Below are 17474 nucleotides of genomic sequence, written 5' to 3'. Positions count from 1 at the left end.
GACCCGGACAAAGGAAACAGACATGTGAAAAAACATGCTTACGAAGGAAAGAGGAACATGGTTTGATAGAAAACAAACAGTATAAATCAGGATTTGTAACGCTGATCGGCCGTCCGAACGTAGGGAAATCCACTTTGATGAACCGTATGATCGGGCAGAAAATCGCCATCACATCGAATAAACCGCAGACGACGAGAAACCGGATCCAGACGGTACTTACGACTGAGGAGGGACAGATCGTCTTTGTGGATACACCGGGAATTCATAAGGCGAAAAATAAGCTTGGCGCCTATATGGTCAATGTGGCGGAGCGTACGTTAAACGAGGTAGACGTGGTGCTTTGGCTTGTGGAGCCGTCTACCTTTATCGGAGCGGGTGAGCAGCACATCGCACAGCAGCTTGAGAAGGTCCGCACGCCGGTGATTCTTGTGATGAATAAAGTAGATCAGGTGAAACGGGAAGAGCTGCTTCCGTGTATCGCAAAATATAAAGATATTTATCATTTTGCCGAGATTGTTCCGGTTTGTGCAAGAACCGGGGAGAACACAGACGAGCTGGTGAGAGTCATTTTACAGTACCTTCCGTACGGCCCGCGGTTTTACGACGAGGACACGGTGACGGACCAGCCGGAACGTCAGATCGTCTCTGAACTGATTCGGGAGAAAGCACTCCACAGCCTTAATGAGGAGATCCCGCATGGGATCGCGGTTGTGATTGACCGGATGAAATTCAGGAAAGGTCAAAAGGGGACGATTGCAGACATTGACGCGACTATCATCTGCGAGCGGGATTCCCATAAAGGGATCATCATCGGAAAGCAGGGCAGTATGCTGAAGAAGATCGGCAGTACAGCACGGTTTGAGATCGAGCGGATGCTTGACTGCCAGGTAAATTTAAAGCTGTGGGTGAAGGTCAAAAAAGACTGGAGAGACAGTGAATTTCTGATGAGAAATTTTGGATACCGGGAAGAAGAATAACAAAGGGAAAATCGGAGAACCTAAGTTTATTCCAAAAGATGAAGAGGTGATCCGATGAAAAAAGACTACTGGGAACGGTTTGTAAAAACCGGAAAGGTGGAAGATTATCTGACCTACAGAGGGATGGCACGGTGTGAAGCCGTGATGAACCGGTATCAGAACGAAAGCCGGAAGGATGAAGAAAGTGAGCCAGACGATTACCGTGACAGGAATGATTCTGTCAGCGCTTCCGATTGGAGAATACGATAAAAGAGTGGTGATCCTCTCCCGTGAGCGGGGGAAGATCTCCGCTTTTGCAAAAGGCGCAAGGCGGCCGAACAGTATGCTTGTCGGAACGACAAGCCCGTTTCTGTTCGGCACGTTTACGTTGTACGAGGGACGCTCCTCCTATACAATGCAGCAGGCGGAAATCCAGAATTATTTTGGGGAGCTAAGGACAGATATTGAGGCTGTATCATATGGGTTTTATTTCCTGGAATTTGCAGAATATGTTACGAGAGAAAACAACGACGAGACGGAAATTTTAAAGCTTCTCTACCAGACGATGCGGATTGTCGTCAAGAGAAGCATTTCTCTTTCGCTGATCCGATGCATTTTCGAGCTGAAGATGATCTGTCTTGAAGGGGAGGCCCCACAGGTCTTTTCCTGTGTCGGATGTGGAAAGCAGGGTGAGCCGTACTGGTTCAGTGCCGCGAAAGGAGGGCTCCTTTGCCGGGATTGTGTGTCGAAAGCGTCCGATGCCCGGAGAGTGGGGCAGTCCACAGTCTATGCGCTTGCTTTTATTGTGGCCACTCCGGTAGAGAAGCTCTACACCTTTACCGTCACTGAGAAAGTACTGGAGGAGTTAAAACAGTCGGCGAAGAGATGCGTGGATGTATACATAGGCCATACGTTCCGGTCTCTGGAGATGCTGGAATTCCTTTAAATGGAGTGTACTGCTTGCAAAAGGGGGAAAATTACCGTATAATGGTAACAATTTTAGAAGAATGTGAGGTAAAAGACGATGGTAGAAAAGACAATGGAAAAAATCGTAGCTCTTGCCAAAACCAGGGGGTTTGTATATCCGGGATCTGAAATCTATGGAGGTCTTGCCAATACATGGGATTATGGAAATCTCGGTGTGGAACTGAAAAATAACGTAAAAAAAGCATGGTGGAAGAAATTTATTCAGGAAAATCCTTACAATGTCGGTGTAGACTGCGCGATCCTGATGAATCCGCAGACATGGGTCGCTTCCGGACATCTTGGGAACTTCAGCGACCCTCTGATGGACTGTAAAGAGTGTAAGGAGCGTTTCCGTGCAGATAAACTGATTGAAGATTATGCGAAAGAGCATGGGATTGAGATCAAGGAAAGCGTAGACGCCTGGTCCCATGAGAAGATGATGCAATTCATCAATGAGCATCAGATCCCGTGTCCGAGCTGCGGCAAGCACAATTTCACGGAGATCCGGGAATTTAATCTGATGTTTAAGACATTCCAGGGCGTAACAGAGGACGCAAAGAATGTTGTATATCTTCGTCCGGAGACAGCCCAGGGCATCTTTGTAAACTTTAAGAATGTTCAGCGGACTTCCAGAAAGAAGATCCCGTTTGGTATCGGTCAGATCGGAAAGTCATTCCGTAACGAGATCACACCTGGAAATTTTACATTCCGTACAAGAGAGTTCGAGCAGATGGAGTTGGAGTTCTTCTGTGAGCCGGGAACAGATCTGGAGTGGTTCCGGTACTGGAAAGATTTCTGCTATAACTGGCTGAGAGGTCTTGGAATGACAGAGGACGAGCTGCGTGCCCGTGACCATGAGAAAGAAGAGCTTTCCCATTACAGCCGTGCGACGACTGACCTGGAATTCTTATTCCCATTCGGATGGGGCGAACTGTGGGGAATCGCGGATCGTACGGATTACGATTTGAGACAGCATCAGGACGTATCCAAGCAGGATCTGGCCTACTTTGACGATGAGAAGAAAGAGAAATACCTCCCATATGTCATTGAGCCGTCTCTGGGAGCGGACCGCGTGGTTCTTGCGTTCCTCTGTGCGGCTTACGATGAGGAAGAATTAGAAGGCGGCGACGTGCGTACTGTCCTTCATTTCCATCCGGCCCTGGCTCCGGTGAAGATCGGTGTTCTTCCGCTCTCCAAGAAGTTAAACGAAGGCGCAGAAAAGATCTATACCGAACTGAGTAAATATTACAACTGTGAATACGACGACCGTGGAAACATTGGCAAGCGTTACCGTCGTCAGGATGAGATCGGAACCCCGTTCTGCGTGACTTACGATTTTGAGTCCGAGGAGGATGGAGCAGTGACTGTCCGTGATCGTGACACCATGGAGCAGGAAAGAGTCAAGATCGAAGATCTCAAAGCATATTTTGAAAAGAAGTTTGAATACTAAAAATGAGGCCGGGAGCAGTTGTCTTCCGGCCGTTATTTGTTTTGGCGGTAAGCCGAAATACAGGCTTGTCAGAAACCTTGTCGGATGCCTGCGATCCCGGAAGGTGCCTTTTGGTACTTCCGGTGATGAGCATAGTGCTGATAAGGTGAAATTTAAAAAAGGAGGGACGACATGTATCCGGAAATCCATTATCAAATAGAAGAAAGCAGACAGTCGGGCGGTGCCCGGACGGCCACAGTTTTCGGATGCTACGGTGTAAGTCCGGAGATTTATCTTCCGGCACAGATTCATGGTGTTCCAGTGACGAAGATCGGGGACTATGGCTTTGCAAAGACAGATGAGAAGCGCAGCCTTTTCATTTTTTTGCCGGAAGAAGAGGGAAATATGCCCGAAGAACGTAGACGGCTTTGCGGGGAGCTTGTAGAGGAGGTCCATCTGCCGTCTCAGGTATGGGAGATCGGGCGGTATGCCTTTTACCGGTGCTCCCGGTTGAAACGTCTGTCTTTTACAGACAGCCTCCAAAGCATCGAGGGCGGAGCGTTTACCGGATGCCAGCTTGCCAGATTGGATATAGCATGCAGACAGACAAGGCGGACTTGTCTCAGACAGTTTCTGGAGGAACAGCGCTTTGAGCTGGAGGTACGGATTTCTTACGAAGACGGGGACAACGTGGAAGTGGCACGGCTCATTTTCCCGGAACACTATGAAGAGGCGGTGGAGAATACTCCGGCACGGATCGTGGAAACCCACTACCATGGGGCGGGTGGGGATTATCGGCAGTGCGTCTATCACAAGGAGATCGACTATGAGGAGTACGATTCCCTGTTTGCCAAAGCAAAGGCAAGGGAGAGCGTGCGGACATTGATTGAAATCGCATTGGCACGGCTTTGTTTTCCCTACCGGTTGTCAGAACAGGCGAGGGAGGAGTATACTTCTTTTCTGAGAAAATGTGCCGGGGACACGGCAGATTTGCTTTTTGTCCGGGACGATATGGAGACGGTTCTTTTTCTCCTGGAGCATCGAATCTGGGAGGGAGAGAGTCTGGAGGAGGCACTTGATAAAGCCCAGGAGATAGGACAGGCGGAGGCGGCCGCCCTGCTTCTTTCAAAACGCCGGGGGACGGCAGGCAAAAAGACGTTTGAGCTATAAAAGGAGAAAAAGATGGAGAAAAATCAGGAAGAAGAGCAGCTTCGGCGTCTGGAGCTGCTCGGACAGGAGATTTTAAAGATAGCCAGAAATGAGCTGTATTTGAAGATGCGTTACCTTGATGTGGCGCTTTCCAGTCTCCGGTTTCAGATGGACGGGGAGATTGGTTCTATCGGAACAGATGGGCAGATGCTGTATTTCCATCCCGGATGGCTTGGCGGTACGTACCGGACGGATCGAAGAGGGGTGAACCGGGCGTACCTCCATGTAGTACTGCACTGTCTGTTCGGCCACCTGTTTTTAAAAGGGAAGCGCAATGAAGTGTTCTGGGATCTGGCCTGTAATATTGCGGTGGAGTCGGTGATCGACAGCCTTTCCCACCCCTGTGTCCGAAAGGCGTCTTCCTGGCTCCGCAAGGAGACATACCGACAGCTAAAACAAAAGACGGACGTCTTGAGTGCCCAAAAGATCTACCACTGTCTGACGGCATGGGGACTAAGCGAGACGAGGAGGCAAAAGATGGAGGAGGAATTTGCCACAGACAGCCATCTCTACTGGCCAAAACCGGACGAGCAAAGAAGACAGCCCAATGAAACACAGAACAACTGGCAGCAGATCAGTGAACAGATGGAGCTGGATCTTGACACCTTCGCACAAGAGGAGGATGAAACATCCGGGGATCTGATGGACGAGCTGCGGATTGCCAACAAAAAGCGGTATGACTATCGGGAATTTTTGAGGAAGTTTTCTGTGTGGAAAGAGGAGATCGGGGTGGATGACGACAGCTTTGATTACACCTTTTACACTTACGGATTATCCATGTACGGCAATATGCCGCTGATCGAGCCCCAAGAGACAAAAGAGGTCAAAAAGATTGAAGAATTTGTCATTGTGGTGGATACCTCCATGTCCTGTTCCGGAGAACTGGTCCGGAAGTTTCTGGAGGAGACCTACGATGTATTAAGTGAGAATGAAAGTTTCTTCCGGAAAGTTCACATCCGCATCCTGCAATGTGACGAGAAAGTCCGGGAGGACGTCCGTATTACGAAGCGGAAGGACTGGAAAGAATATATGGAGCATCTGAAATTTTACGGAGGCGGAGGAACAGACTTCCGTCCGTCCTTTGCCTATATTGACAGTCTGATCGAAAAAGGAGAATTTACAAACCTGCGGGGCGTGATCTATTTTACAGACGGATACGGTACTTATCCGTCGCAGATGCCGGCGTATGACACAGCCTTTGTCTTTATTGATGACGGCAGAAGAGACATACGAACCCCGGCGTGGGCCATCCGGCTCATTTTGGATGAGGCAATATTTACGGAAAGCGAGGAAGCATAAGGATGCATATCAAACGAGCAAAGCAGGAGATTCTGGATTCCATTGAGGCTTACCTGCAAAAAGACGAGGACGGGCATTATCTGATACCATCTTTCCGGCAGAGGCCGATTCTTCTCATGGGGCCTCCTGGTATCGGGAAGACACAGATTATGGAGCAGATCGCAAGAAAATGCGGGATCGCTCTGGTCTCCTACACCATCACCCATCATACCAGACAGAGCGCTGTGGGTCTCCCTTTTATCAGAGAGAAGGTTTACCAGGATCGAACCTGTTCGGTCACGGAGTACACGATGAGCGAGATTATCGCTTCTGTTTACGAGAAGATGGAGCGGACCGGGTTAAAGGAAGGAATTCTTTTTCTGGATGAGATCAACTGTGTATCGGAGACGCTGGCGCCGACGATGCTGCAGTTTTTACAGTGCAAGATGTTCGGAAATCAAAAGGTTCCGGAAGGATGGATCATCGTGGCGGCAGGCAATCCGCCGGAGTACAATAAATCTGTCCGGGAGTTTGATATCGTAACATTGGACCGTTTAAAGAGGATCGATATCGAGGAAAACTATAATGTGTGGCGGGAATATGCTTACGAAGCAGGCATTGACCCGGTGATTCTGGCCTACCTGGAACTCCGAAAATCTCATTTTTACCGGGTGGAAAATACGGTAGACGGGAAACAGTTTGTGACTGCCAGGGGGTGGGAGGACTTATCTGAGCTTCTGAAAGTCTACCGTATGTTAGGAAAAAAGGCGGACCGGGAAGTGGTACACCAGTATTTGCAAAATTGGGAGGTGGCAAAGGAGTTTGCCAACTACATGGAACTTTATGAAAAATATAAAAAGGATTACGGGCTCGAAAAGATTGTGCAGGGCGTCTACAGTAAGGAGACGCTGGAAAAACTTCGGTTTGCTTCCTTTGACGAGCGGTTCAGTATCGTCGGGATGTTAAGTGGAAAGCTCTGCGAGTTTTTCCGTGCCTATTGTGTGGAGGATGAAAAGACTGCGCGTCTCTATGATGCACTGAAAAACTGCAAGGAAAAGAAGGATCTGGAGGCAGTCATCAGAGAAAGACGGGAAGACTATCTTGCAAAGAAGCGTGCGGATCTTTTATCAGGAGAAGCAGAGAAACTGGAGAGGGCAGTTCTGGAAGAACTGGAATCCTATAGCCGTCAGTGGCAACTGAGAACAGAGAAGGCCGGGGATAGCGGCTGGGAGGCGGAGTTCGCTTTTATCAAGGAACGATTTTCCCTACAGACAAAGCAGCGGGAGAATGTTATTGACAAAACGATGGATGCGTTGGAACATACGTTTTGCTTTCTGGAGGAAGCCTTCGGGGAGAGTCAGGAGATGGCGGCTTTTCTGGCCGAGCTTCACACAAACGGTGACAGTATCCGATTCTTGCGGGAGAATGATTGCCCGTATTATTACAAATACAATAAAGGGCTCCTCTTTGATGAGCGTCAGAAAGAGATTCTGACGGAGATGGAAAACCTTGAAAAAAGTATTGACAGATCCCTGAATTGATCATATAATAAATAAAAATTGAATTTAGCCAGATAAACCGTTGAAGTGGAGATCAAAGTTGTCATGCACCCACAGAGAGTCCGGGAAGGTGAGAGCCGGATGGAACGCAGTCAGCCAAATGGACCACGGAGGGCGCAGTCAAAAGCAGATATTCCTGCCCAGTACTCTGCGACGTAGGGCATACGTCAGTTGCCGGAGATATGTTAGTATTTCGCAAAGCGCACGGGATATTTCCGTGAATCAAGGTGGCACCGCGGTAAGTAGATATCGTCCTTGATACAGATATATGCAAGTTGTCTGTATCAGGGATTTTTTGTTGGTTTTATAACGGAAAATTTCCGGCAGACCAGAAAGAGGAGACGCTGCCATACGTTCTGAGAGTTACGGCAAGAGCCGACGACCAGGAAGCTATGGCAGTGGAACATAAAAAATATCCGGTTTACGGGCTGCAGTTTCACCCGGAATCCGTACTTACACCAGAAGGGGAAAAGATAATTCAGAATTTAGTGGAGGGTTACAGACATGATTAAAGAAGCAATTTTAAAACTGGCACAGCGAAATGATCTGACAGCGCAGGAGGCGCTGGAAGTGATGAATGAGATCATGGACGGGAAAGCAAGTCCGGTGCAGATGAGTTCCTATCTGACGGCGCTTTCCCTGAAAGGAGAAACCATCGAAGAGATCACAGGGTCGGCGAAAGGAATGAGGGATCACTGTATCCGTCTGCTGCATGAGATGGATGTACTGGAGATTGTGGGGACGGGAGGGGATGGAGCAAATTCCTTTAATATCTCCACCACTTCCGCCCTGGTCATTGCGGCAGGGGGTGTACCGGTGGCGAAACACGGCAACCGCGCCGCTTCCAGCAAAAGCGGCGCGGCAGACGTACTGGAAGCGCTGGGGGTGAAAATCAACGTCTCTCCGGAGAAAAGTGCGGCGATGCTGAAAAAGATCGGAATCTGTTTTCTGTTCGCTCAGAACTATCACATTGCGATGAAATATGTGGCACCCATCCGGAAAGAACTTGGAATCCGTACGATATTTAATATTCTGGGACCGCTGTCCAACCCGGCGGGAGCCAATATGGAGCTGATGGGAGTTTACGAGGAGACTTTGGTAGAACCGTTGGCAAGGGTGATGAACAATCTGGGAGTGAAGAGGGGGATGGTCGTCTACGGCATGGATCAACTGGATGAGATTTCCATGAGCGCTCCGACGAAAGTCTGCGAGATCAGGGATGGTTCTTACCGGACATATGAAATCTGTCCGGAAGACTTTGGATTTGTTCGCTGCCGAAAAGAAGATTTGACCGGCGGTACGCCGCGGGAGAACGCAAAGATTACCATGGAGATTCTAAATGGAAAGAAAGGGGCAAAAAGAGACGCCGTTGCGCTGAATTCCGGAGCTGCTCTTTACCTGTCAGGGAAAGTTCCGACAATGAAAGAAGGCGTCAGAATGGCTCAGGAGCTGCTTGACAGTGGGGCAGCCAGAAAGAAGCTGGATGAATTTATCCAGGAATCCGGCGGCCTGGAAAAAGAGCGGTAGGAGGTCTCTATGGGTACGATACTAAGTGAAATTGCGGCAAAGACAAAAGAACGGATAGAGCATAGGAAGCGGGAAGTCCCTGTCTTACTTCTGAAAGAAAGAATTGCGGAACGGGCCGGAGAAAAAGAGCCTTTTTTGTTTGAGAAAAACCTGAAGCAGCCAGGACTTTCCTTTATCTGTGAAGTGAAGAAGGCCTCTCCCTCCAAAGGGGTCATTTTGGAAACATTTCCGTATCTGGATATTGCAAGGGAGTATGAAAAAGCCGGGGCATCGGCAATTTCGTGTTTGACAGAACCCTTTTATTTCCAGGGAAGTGATGTGTTTTTGGAAGAGATCGCAGGGAAAGTAAAGCTCCCTGTCCTGAGAAAAGATTTCACCGTCGATCCATATATGATTTATGAAGCGAAAGCCATGCGGGCGGATGCCGTCCTTCTGATCTGCACTATTCTTCGCGAAGAAGAGTTGATGGAATATCTGGAACTGGTGGAGCAGCTCGGTCTTTCGGCTCTGGTGGAGGCACATTCAGAAGAAGAGGTGGAGATGGCAAAGCAGTGTCGGGCAAGGGTGATCGGAGTGAATAACCGGGATCTGCACACCTTTCAGGTGGATCTGGAAACCAGTATCCGGATGAGAGATCTGGTGCCGCCGGAGACAGTGTATGTGTCTGAAAGCGGTATCCGCAACCCTGAGGACGTCCGGCTTCTGCGGGAAAATGGAACAGACGCGATACTGATTGGGGAGACGTTAATGCGGGCAACAGATAAAAGGAAAGCACTGGATGTGCTGAGAGGGAAACATAGATGAAAACAAAGATCAAAATCTGCGGCCTGAAACGAATCGAGGATGTAATATCTGTCAATGTGGCGGAGCCGGATTACTGTGGATTTATTTTCAATGTTTCGGGAAGCAGAAGAAGCATCGGGGCTGAGCAGCTTAACATACTGGTGGACATGCTGAATCCGGAGATTGTCCCAATCGGAGTCTTCGTCAACGAGAAGACAGATGTTATCCTGAGAATTGTAAGAGAATCCGGAATCCGGATGGTTCAGCTTCATGGACAGGAAAATGGTGAAATCATCCATACGATTCAAAGCAAGGCACAGGTGCCTGTCATTAAGGCAGTTTCTGTCAGAAGCAAAGAGGATGTACGCTCAGCGGTGTTGTCTCCGGCTGATTACTTATTATTTGATTGTGGAGAGGGCGGTACAGGACAGACCTTTGACTGGAATCTGCTTGAGGATATCCCGAGGTCGTATTTTATGGCAGGAGGGATCGGGACGCACAATATGGAAGAAGTCCTTCGACGTTTTTCACCGTTTGCGCTTGATGTAAACAGCAGCGTGGAGACGGACGGGCAAAAAGATGGAAAGAAAATTTTGGCGGCAGTTCGGATGCTTCGGACGCTGGCCGAATAAGAGAAGATAGAAGAAAGGAAGAAACAGAGATGTCAAAAGGAAGATTTGGCGCCCATGGAGGGCAGTATATTCCGGAAACCCTGATGAATGCGGTGATTGAATTGGAAGAAGCGTATTATTACTACAAAGGGGAAGCGGAGTTTCAACGGGAACTGACAGACCTTCTGAACGAGTATGCCGGAAGACCATCCCGTCTTTATTTTGCAAAACATATGACAGAAGATTTGGGAGGAGCCAGGATTTATCTGAAACGGGAGGATCTGAACCACACGGGAGCACATAAGATTAACAATGTCCTGGGACAGGTGCTGCTTGCAAAGAAGATGGGTAAGATGAGGGTCATTGCCGAGACAGGAGCAGGGCAGCACGGAGTAGCAACGGCAACAGTTGCCGCTCTGATGGGAATGGAGTGCGAAATATTCATGGGAGAAGAGGATATGAAGCGACAGGCACTCAATGTTTATAAGATGAAGCTTCTGGGAGCAAAGGTTCATCCGGTTACGACAGGAACGGCAACTTTAAAAGACGCGGTATCCGAAACTATGAGGGAATGGACAAAGCGTATTGACGACACTCACTATGTTCTGGGATCTGTGATGGGACCACACCCGTTCCCAACGATTGTACGGGATTTTCAGTCAGTGATCTCCAAAGAGATCAAAGAGCAGATGATGGAGATGGAGGGGAAACTGCCGGATGCCGTTCTGGCCTGCGTAGGCGGAGGATCCAATGCCATCGGAGCGTTCTATCATTTCATTGAAGATAAAGACGTCCGGCTGTTCGGATGCGAAGCGGCAGGAAGAGGGATACATACAAAAGAGACAGCGGCAACCATTGCCACCGGAAAACCCGGCATTTTTCATGGAATGAAATCGTATTTTTGCCAGGATGAATACGGTCAGATTGCGCCGGTTTATTCGATTTCAGCCGGACTGGATTATCCGGGGATCGGCCCGGAACATGCGGATCTGTACGATAAAGGACGTGCAGAATATGTGGCGGTAACGGATGACGAGGCAGTAAACGCATTTGAATATCTGTCAAGAACGGAAGGGATCATTCCGGCCATTGAAAGCGCTCATGCCGTGGCATATGCCATGAAACTTGCGAAAGAGATGAAAAAAGAAGAATGTCTTGTGATCAATCTGTCCGGGAGAGGGGATAAAGACTGTGCAGCTATTGCGAGATACAGAGGGGAGGATCTTTATGAGTAATATCAGACATGCGTTTGAAAAGGGAAAGGCATTTATCCCATTTATCACCTGCGGCGATCCATCGCTTGATGTGACGGAGGAGCTGGTTCTTGCCATGGAAGAGGCAGAAGCGGATCTTATAGAACTTGGGATCCCGTTTTCTGATCCTACAGCGGAAGGCCCGGTCATTCAGGAAGCCAATTTACGGGCTCTGTCCGGAGGTGTTACTACGGATGACATCTTTCTGATGGTGAGAAGGCTGAGGAAACGGACGAGAATTCCACTTGTATTTATGACTTACGCCAATGTGGTATTTTCTTACGGAACACAGCGGTTTATCAGGACATCCGCGGAAGTGGGTATGGATGGGTTGATCCTGCCTGATGTTCCCTTTGAAGAGAAAGAAGAGTTTGACCATGTCTGTAAAATGCACGGGATTGACTTTATTTCTCTGATCGCTCCTACATCAAAAGAGAGAATCTGTAACATAGCAAAAGAGGCCGCCGGATTTATTTACTGCGTCTCATCTCTTGGAGTTACGGGAGTGCGTTCAGAGATTACAACAGATATTCAGGGCATGGTTGAACTGGTAAAAAAAATAAACAAGATTCCATGTGCGGTGGGATTTGGCATCTCTACGGAGGAGCAGGCCAAAAAGATGGCAGGTTTCTCGGACGGTGTGATCGTCGGCTCGGCAATCGTAAAGCTTTGCCGACAGTACAAAGAGAAGTGTGTGCCTTATGTAAAAGAATATGTAAAGAAAATGAAAGAATCTCTGTGACTTTTGATAAAAATGAGGTATAATGAAGCCAATGGGGAGCCAAGCGCTCCAATTTATATGTCTGAAGGAGGAACAAAACAGTGGACAGAAGAAATGTATGGAAGACCTATACACAGGCAGAATTGAAAGAGATGGAGGACATCAGTACACGTTACAAACGCTGTCTGGATGAAGGGAAGACAGAGAGAGAATGTGTGGAAGTTGCGGAGCGCCTTGCGGAGGAAGCAGGATATCGTTCGCTTTGCGCCTATAAAGCAGCGGGCGAAACGCTGAAAGAAGGGGACAAAGTTTATGCATCTTTCATGGGAAAAATGATCCTTCTCTTCCAGATCGGTAAGGAACCTCTGGAAAACGGAATGAACATTCTTGGAGCGCATATTGATTCTCCAAGAATTGATATTAAGCAGAATCCGCTCTATGAGACAGATGAGATGGCATATCTTGACACCCACTACTATGGGGGGATTAAGAAATATCAGTGGCTTGCCACCCCGCTTTCTCTGCATGGAGTGATTGTAAAGAAAGACGGAACAAAAGTGCGTGTTAATATCGGTGAAAACGAGAATGATCCGGTATTTGTGATCACAGACTTATTAGTTCACCTGGCAGGGAAACAGATGTCACAGAAAGCGTCTGAGGTGGTAGAAGGAGACAACCTGGATCTTCTCATCGGAAGCCGACCGCTCACAGAAGCAGAGGGACTGGATAAAGAAGAAAAAGAGGCAGTAAAGGCAGGTGTGCTTCGTCTTCTTGCTGAGACGTACGGCATTGGAGAAGAAGATTTCACGTCCGCTGAACTTGAGATAGTTCCGGCGGGGAAAGCAAGAGACTGTGGGATTGACAGAAGCATGATTATATCCTATGGACAGGATGACAGAGTGTGTGCGTTTACTTCTTTATTTGCAATGCTCGATAATCCGCAGATCAGCCGTACTGCATGCTGCATCCTCGTAGATAAGGAAGAGATCGGAAGCGTGGGCGCAACAGGTATGCACTCCAAATTCTTTGAGAACACAGTAGCAGAGCTGATCGCTATGACAGAAGGGGAATCTGAATTGAAAGTAAGACGTGCCCTTCAGAATTCTAAGATGCTCTCCTCAGATGTAAGCGCTGCTTATGATCCGATGTTTGCATCCGCATTTGAAAAGAGAAGCTCCGCATTCTTCGGAAAAGGGCTTGTATTTAACAAATTCACAGGAAGCCGCGGAAAGAACGGGTCCAATGACGCAAACGCAGAGTATCTTGCACAGATTCGCAAAGTCATGGACGAGGCAGAAGTCGGATATCAGTACGCAGAGCTTGGTAAGGTTGATGTCGGCGGCGGCGGAACGATTGCATACATCATGGCACAGTATGGAATGGAAGTCATCGACAGCGGTGTGGCAGTTCTTTGTATGCATGCATTGTACGAAATCTCCAGTAAGGCAGACGTATATGAAGCAGTCAAAGGATACAAGGCATTTATCGAAAAGATCGGCTAGAAATGCGATAAATTTCTTGACGAACTATGTTAAAACATTTACAATATTACCAGCAGGAAACTGCGAAAGAACGTGATATTTGAGACAGAAACGTACGGCTTTTGCAAAAACAGATCGAAAAGTCGTGTTTTGCGTGTCAATATTACAAAAATTATATTAGGAGGACTTTGAAACATGGCTACGAAATGGGTGTATATGTTTAAAGAAGGTAACGCTACCATGAGAAACCTTCTTGGCGGAAAAGGTGCCAATCTTGCAGAGATGACAAGCCTTGGACTTCCTGTACCGCAGGGCTTCACAGTTACCACAGAAGCTTGTACACAGTACTATGAAGACGGAAGACAGATCAATGACGAGATTATGTCTCAGATCATGGAGGCAATGACAAAGCTGGAAGAAATCACAGGAAAGAAATTCGGAGACAAAGAGAATCCGCTTCTCGTTTCTGTACGTTCCGGTGCGAGAGCTTCCATGCCAGGTATGATGGATACGATCCTGAACCTTGGTCTGAATGAAGAAGTTGTTGAAACTCTGGCAGAGGCTTCCGGAAATCCACGTTGGGCATGGGATTGCTACAGAAGATTTATCCAGATGTATTCTGACGTTGTTATGGAAGTTGGAAAGAAATATTTTGAAGAACTCATTGACAAGATGAAAGAAGAAAAAGGCGTGAAGCTTGACGTTGAGCTGACGGCTGAGGATCTTAAAACTCTCGCATCACAGTTCAAAGCTGAATACAAAGAGAAAATCGGAACAGACTTCCCGTCTGACGCAAAAGAGCAGCTTATCGGTGCTGTAAAGGCTGTATTCCGTTCCTGGGACAACCCACGTGCGAACGTATACCGTCGTGATAACGATATCCCGTATTCTTGGGGAACGGCTGTCAACGTACAGATGATGGCATTTGGTAACATGGGAGACGACTGTGGAACAGGTGTTGCATTTACCCGTGACCCTGCTACTGGAGAAAACGGGCTGTTCGGAGAGTTCCTTACAAACGCACAGGGAGAAGACGTTGTTGCCGGTGTTCGTACTCCGATGCACATTTCCGAGATGGAAGACAAATTCCCGGAAGCGTTCAAACAGTTCAAAGAAGTATGCAAGACTCTGGAGACACACTACAGAGATATGCAGGATATGGAGTTTACTGTAGAGCACGGTAAACTGTACATGCTTCAGACACGTAACGGTAAGAGAACAGCTCAGGCTGCTTTGAAGATTGCATGTGACCTCGTTGATGAGGGTATGAGAACAGAAGAAGAAGCAGTTGCTATGATCGATCCTCGTAACCTTGACACATTACTTCATCCGCAGTTCGACGCAGCGGCTCTAAAAGCTGCTACACCGATGGGGAAAGGTCTTGGAGCATCTCCGGGAGCTGCTTGTGGTAAAGTTGTGTTCACCGCTGACGATGCTGTAGAATGGGCGGAAAGAGGAGAGAAAGTCGTTCTTGTACGTCTTGAGACATCCCCGGAAGATATTACAGGTATGAAGAGCGCTCAGGGTATCCTGACAGTTCGTGGTGGTATGACATCCCATGCAGCCGTTGTTGCTCGTGGTATGGGTGAATGTTGTGTATCCGGATGCGGTGATATCGTGATGGATGAAGCAAACAAGAAATTTACACTTGGTGGAAAAGAGTTCCACGAAGGAGACTTTATCTCTATCGATGGTACAACAGGTAACATCTACGACGGAGTAATCCCTACGGTAGATGCTACAATCGCTGGAGAGTTTGAGCGTATTATGAACTGGGCTGACAAATACAGAACATTAAAAGTTCGTACAAACGCAGATACTCCAGAAGATGCTAAGAAAGCAGTTGAACTTGGTGCAGAGGGTATCGGGCTTTGCCGTACAGAGCATATGTTCTTCGGTGAAGGAAGAATCGATGCATTCCGTGAAATGATCTGTTCTGAGACAGAAGAAGAAAGAGAAAAAGCGCTTGAAAAAGTTCTTCCATATCAGCAGGGAGACTTCGAAGCTCTTTACGAAGCTCTGGAAGGCAACCCGGTAACGATCCGTTTCCTGGATCCGCCGCTGCATGAGTTCGTTCCGACAGAGGAAGAGGACATCAAGAAACTGGCTGACGCTCAGGGCAAGACTGTAGAGCAGATTAAAGCGATCATCGACAGTCTGCACGAGTTCAACCCGATGATGGGGCATCGTGGATGCCGTCTTGCAGTTACCTATCCGGAAATCGCGAAGATGCAGACAAGAGCGGTTATCCGTGCTGCTATCAACGTAAAGAAAGCTCATCCGGATTGGAACATCAAACCGGAAATTATGATTCCGCTTGTTGGAGAAGTAAAAGAGCTGAAATATGTGAAGAAATTCGTTGTTGAGACTGCTGACGCTGAGATTGAAGCGGCTGGAATCGACCTTGAATACGAAGTTGGTACTATGATCGAGATCCCAAGAGCTGCTCTTACAGCAGATGAGATCGCAAAAGAAGCTGACTTCTTCTGCTTCGGTACAAACGACCTGACTCAGATGACATTCGGATTCTCCCGTGACGACGCTGGTAAGTTCCTCAACGCTTACTACGACGCTAAGATCTACGAGAACGATCCGTTTGCAAAACTTGACCAGACAGGCGTTGGCAAGCTGATGGAAACTGCGATTAAATTAGGAAAGGGTGCAAACGACAAGATGCATCTTGGAATCTGTGGAGAGCACGGTGGAGATCCAAGCTCCGTAGAGTTCTGTCACAAGATTGGTTTAGATTATGTATCCTGCTCACCGTTCCGTGTGCCGATCGCAAGACTTGCAGCAGCACAGGCAGCTATCAACAATGCAGGAAAATAGAAGATAGTATAAAATATTTATATTTGACACTCTATTAAGGACGAACCCTTATAAGCACAAAAGGGATTCGTCCTTTTTGTGTTTAGAGATATCTAAATGTAGACTAATAAAAAGTCAATGAAAATCAAAAGGAGGAAAGAAAAATTCCAGACATTTGAACTTTTGGCAGACAGAAATCAAGATGGTACTGTAAAGGATACCATTCAAGTTTGTATCCCACATGGATCGGAATAAAACCTGTGAACACATTGTCCGGATCAATGGAACCTTATCTAAAAACAGAAACTATTGAGTATATCAGAAAGACGGATATCGATGAAATAGAATAATGGGGCTTGGCCGTTATATCTTTTTCAAAAGAAGTGGCTCAAACAGTAAATCTGGATTGAACCAAGTTTAATAAATGGTTATACTATTTATTGAAAATATATTGTAGCAGGAAGGAGATATAGATAATTTTTTAGTATCTATTTGTCATGCGGAACGAGGAGGGGAACTTGAAAAGATATTTTAAGCAGATTTCCTTATACAGTTTATCAAATAAAGCATATTCAAGAATGTATTCGTACCCATCGTTTTCGTGGAGAGAATTATCCGAAAAGTATCGAGGCAAAAATACTTTTTGACGTAGATAAGTTGGATTCCCCAGGGTGTATAAGGATTGCCCGAACATTTCTTTTTAAGGGAGCTATCGGAGAACCAATATATTCTTTTAAGAAAGATACTTTTGAAATAGATTATGACGCTCCTTCTTTTATTCGAGAGTACAACTTTAAACTTTCTAAAATAGGGCAATAACTCTATACAAAACGAGCGCATGAGTTGTAGAGAATAAGAAATAATCACGTACAGACGTTTTATAAGGGGATGCT

General features: G+C 47.3%; 15 protein-coding genes. All 15 read left to right on the top strand.

Annotated elements, in window-relative coordinates; all coding sequences use genetic code 11:
- The first annotated feature begins 62 nt into the window (after positions 1-62).
- The gene (era, locus tag AOA56_RS13225) at positions 63-977 is read left to right on the top strand and encodes a GTPase Era (RefSeq protein ID WP_024733159.1); all 915 of its coding nucleotides are present in this window, start codon (positions 63-65) and stop codon (positions 975-977) included.
- A 54-nt stretch (positions 978-1031) separates the two neighbouring features.
- On the top strand, positions 1032-1226 hold the full coding sequence (locus AOA56_RS15645; RefSeq protein WP_082350018.1) for a hypothetical protein: 195 nt from the start codon (positions 1032-1034) through the stop codon (positions 1224-1226).
- Complete coding sequence (gene recO / locus AOA56_RS13220; protein WP_034594755.1) at positions 1153-1902, top strand: DNA repair protein RecO; 750 nt, start codon at positions 1153-1155, stop codon at positions 1900-1902. Before AOA56_RS15645 ends, recO begins: the two co-directional genes overlap by 74 nt.
- A gap of 78 nt (positions 1903-1980) precedes the next feature.
- Positions 1981-3372: a glycine--tRNA ligase gene (locus AOA56_RS13215; RefSeq protein ID WP_053769864.1), complete on the top strand. Its 1392-nt coding sequence runs from the start codon at positions 1981-1983 to the stop codon at positions 3370-3372.
- A gap of 171 nt (positions 3373-3543) precedes the next feature.
- A complete protein-coding gene (locus tag AOA56_RS13205) occupies positions 3544-4521 on the top strand; it encodes a leucine-rich repeat protein (protein ID WP_053769862.1) in 978 nt (325 codons plus the stop codon).
- 12 nt (positions 4522-4533) lie between these two features.
- Positions 4534-5859, top strand: a complete 1326-nt coding sequence (locus tag AOA56_RS13200; protein ID WP_024733153.1) for a vWA domain-containing protein — start codon at positions 4534-4536, stop codon at positions 5857-5859.
- A gap of 2 nt (positions 5860-5861) precedes the next feature.
- Entirely contained in the window at positions 5862-7379 is a 1518-nt protein-coding gene (locus tag AOA56_RS13195) for an ATP-binding protein (protein WP_053769861.1), read from the top strand.
- Between the two features lie 293 nt (positions 7380-7672).
- Positions 7673-7909, top strand: coding sequence for a glutamine amidotransferase-related protein (locus AOA56_RS13190; RefSeq protein WP_053769860.1), 237 nt, complete (start codon positions 7673-7675; stop codon positions 7907-7909).
- Positions 7902-8924 (top strand): anthranilate phosphoribosyltransferase, encoded by a 1023-nt coding sequence (trpD, locus tag AOA56_RS13185; protein WP_053769859.1) that lies wholly within the window; start codon positions 7902-7904, stop codon positions 8922-8924. Before AOA56_RS13190 ends, trpD begins: the two co-directional genes overlap by 8 nt.
- 9 nt (positions 8925-8933) lie before the next feature.
- Positions 8934-9728 carry an indole-3-glycerol phosphate synthase TrpC gene (gene trpC / locus AOA56_RS13180; RefSeq protein WP_053769858.1) on the top strand — a complete coding sequence of 265 codons (795 nt, stop codon included), beginning with the start codon at positions 8934-8936 and terminating at the stop codon, positions 9726-9728.
- Positions 9725-10339, top strand: coding sequence for a phosphoribosylanthranilate isomerase (locus tag AOA56_RS13175; protein WP_053769857.1), 615 nt, complete (start codon positions 9725-9727; stop codon positions 10337-10339). Before trpC ends, AOA56_RS13175 begins: the two co-directional genes overlap by 4 nt.
- A gap of 29 nt (positions 10340-10368) precedes the next feature.
- Complete coding sequence (trpB, locus tag AOA56_RS13170; RefSeq protein ID WP_053769856.1) at positions 10369-11553, top strand: tryptophan synthase subunit beta; 1185 nt, start codon at positions 10369-10371, stop codon at positions 11551-11553.
- The gene (trpA, locus tag AOA56_RS13165; RefSeq protein WP_053769855.1) at positions 11546-12313 is read left to right on the top strand and encodes a tryptophan synthase subunit alpha; all 768 of its coding nucleotides are present in this window, start codon (positions 11546-11548) and stop codon (positions 12311-12313) included. The genes trpB and trpA overlap by 8 nt, the downstream gene beginning before the upstream one ends.
- An 80-nt stretch (positions 12314-12393) precedes the next feature.
- Positions 12394-13794, top strand: coding sequence for an aminopeptidase (locus tag AOA56_RS13160; RefSeq protein ID WP_048622145.1), 1401 nt, complete (start codon positions 12394-12396; stop codon positions 13792-13794).
- A 174-nt stretch (positions 13795-13968) separates the two neighbouring features.
- On the top strand, positions 13969-16602 hold the full coding sequence (gene ppdK / locus AOA56_RS13155; RefSeq protein ID WP_024733146.1) for a pyruvate, phosphate dikinase: 2634 nt from the start codon (positions 13969-13971) through the stop codon (positions 16600-16602).
- Positions 16603-17474 lie beyond the last annotated feature (872 nt).

This window comes from Sellimonas intestinalis (genome assembly GCF_001280875.1).
Lineage (GTDB): Bacteria > Bacillota > Clostridia > Lachnospirales > Lachnospiraceae > Sellimonas > Sellimonas intestinalis.
Note: the sequence above shows the minus strand (reverse complement) of the source record. Positions and strands in the feature narration are given on the sequence as shown.

Coding starts and splice junctions, on each gene's coding strand:
- AOA56_RS15645 (WP_082350018.1), top strand. CDS start 1,032: ATGAAAAAAGACTACTGGGAACGGTTTGTAAAAACCGGAAAGGTGGAA.
- recO (WP_034594755.1), top strand. CDS start 1,153: ATGAAGAAAGTGAGCCAGACGATTACCGTGACAGGAATGATTCTGTCA.
- AOA56_RS13215 (WP_053769864.1), top strand. CDS start 1,981: ATGGTAGAAAAGACAATGGAAAAAATCGTAGCTCTTGCCAAAACCAGG.
- AOA56_RS13205 (WP_053769862.1), top strand. CDS start 3,544: ATGTATCCGGAAATCCATTATCAAATAGAAGAAAGCAGACAGTCGGGC.
- AOA56_RS13200 (WP_024733153.1), top strand. CDS start 4,534: ATGGAGAAAAATCAGGAAGAAGAGCAGCTTCGGCGTCTGGAGCTGCTC.
- AOA56_RS13195 (WP_053769861.1), top strand. CDS start 5,862: ATGCATATCAAACGAGCAAAGCAGGAGATTCTGGATTCCATTGAGGCT.
- trpD (WP_053769859.1), top strand. CDS start 7,902: ATGATTAAAGAAGCAATTTTAAAACTGGCACAGCGAAATGATCTGACA.
- trpC (WP_053769858.1), top strand. CDS start 8,934: ATGGGTACGATACTAAGTGAAATTGCGGCAAAGACAAAAGAACGGATA.
- AOA56_RS13175 (WP_053769857.1), top strand. CDS start 9,725: ATGAAAACAAAGATCAAAATCTGCGGCCTGAAACGAATCGAGGATGTA.
- trpB (WP_053769856.1), top strand. CDS start 10,369: ATGTCAAAAGGAAGATTTGGCGCCCATGGAGGGCAGTATATTCCGGAA.
- trpA (WP_053769855.1), top strand. CDS start 11,546: ATGAGTAATATCAGACATGCGTTTGAAAAGGGAAAGGCATTTATCCCA.
- ppdK (WP_024733146.1), top strand. CDS start 13,969: ATGGCTACGAAATGGGTGTATATGTTTAAAGAAGGTAACGCTACCATG.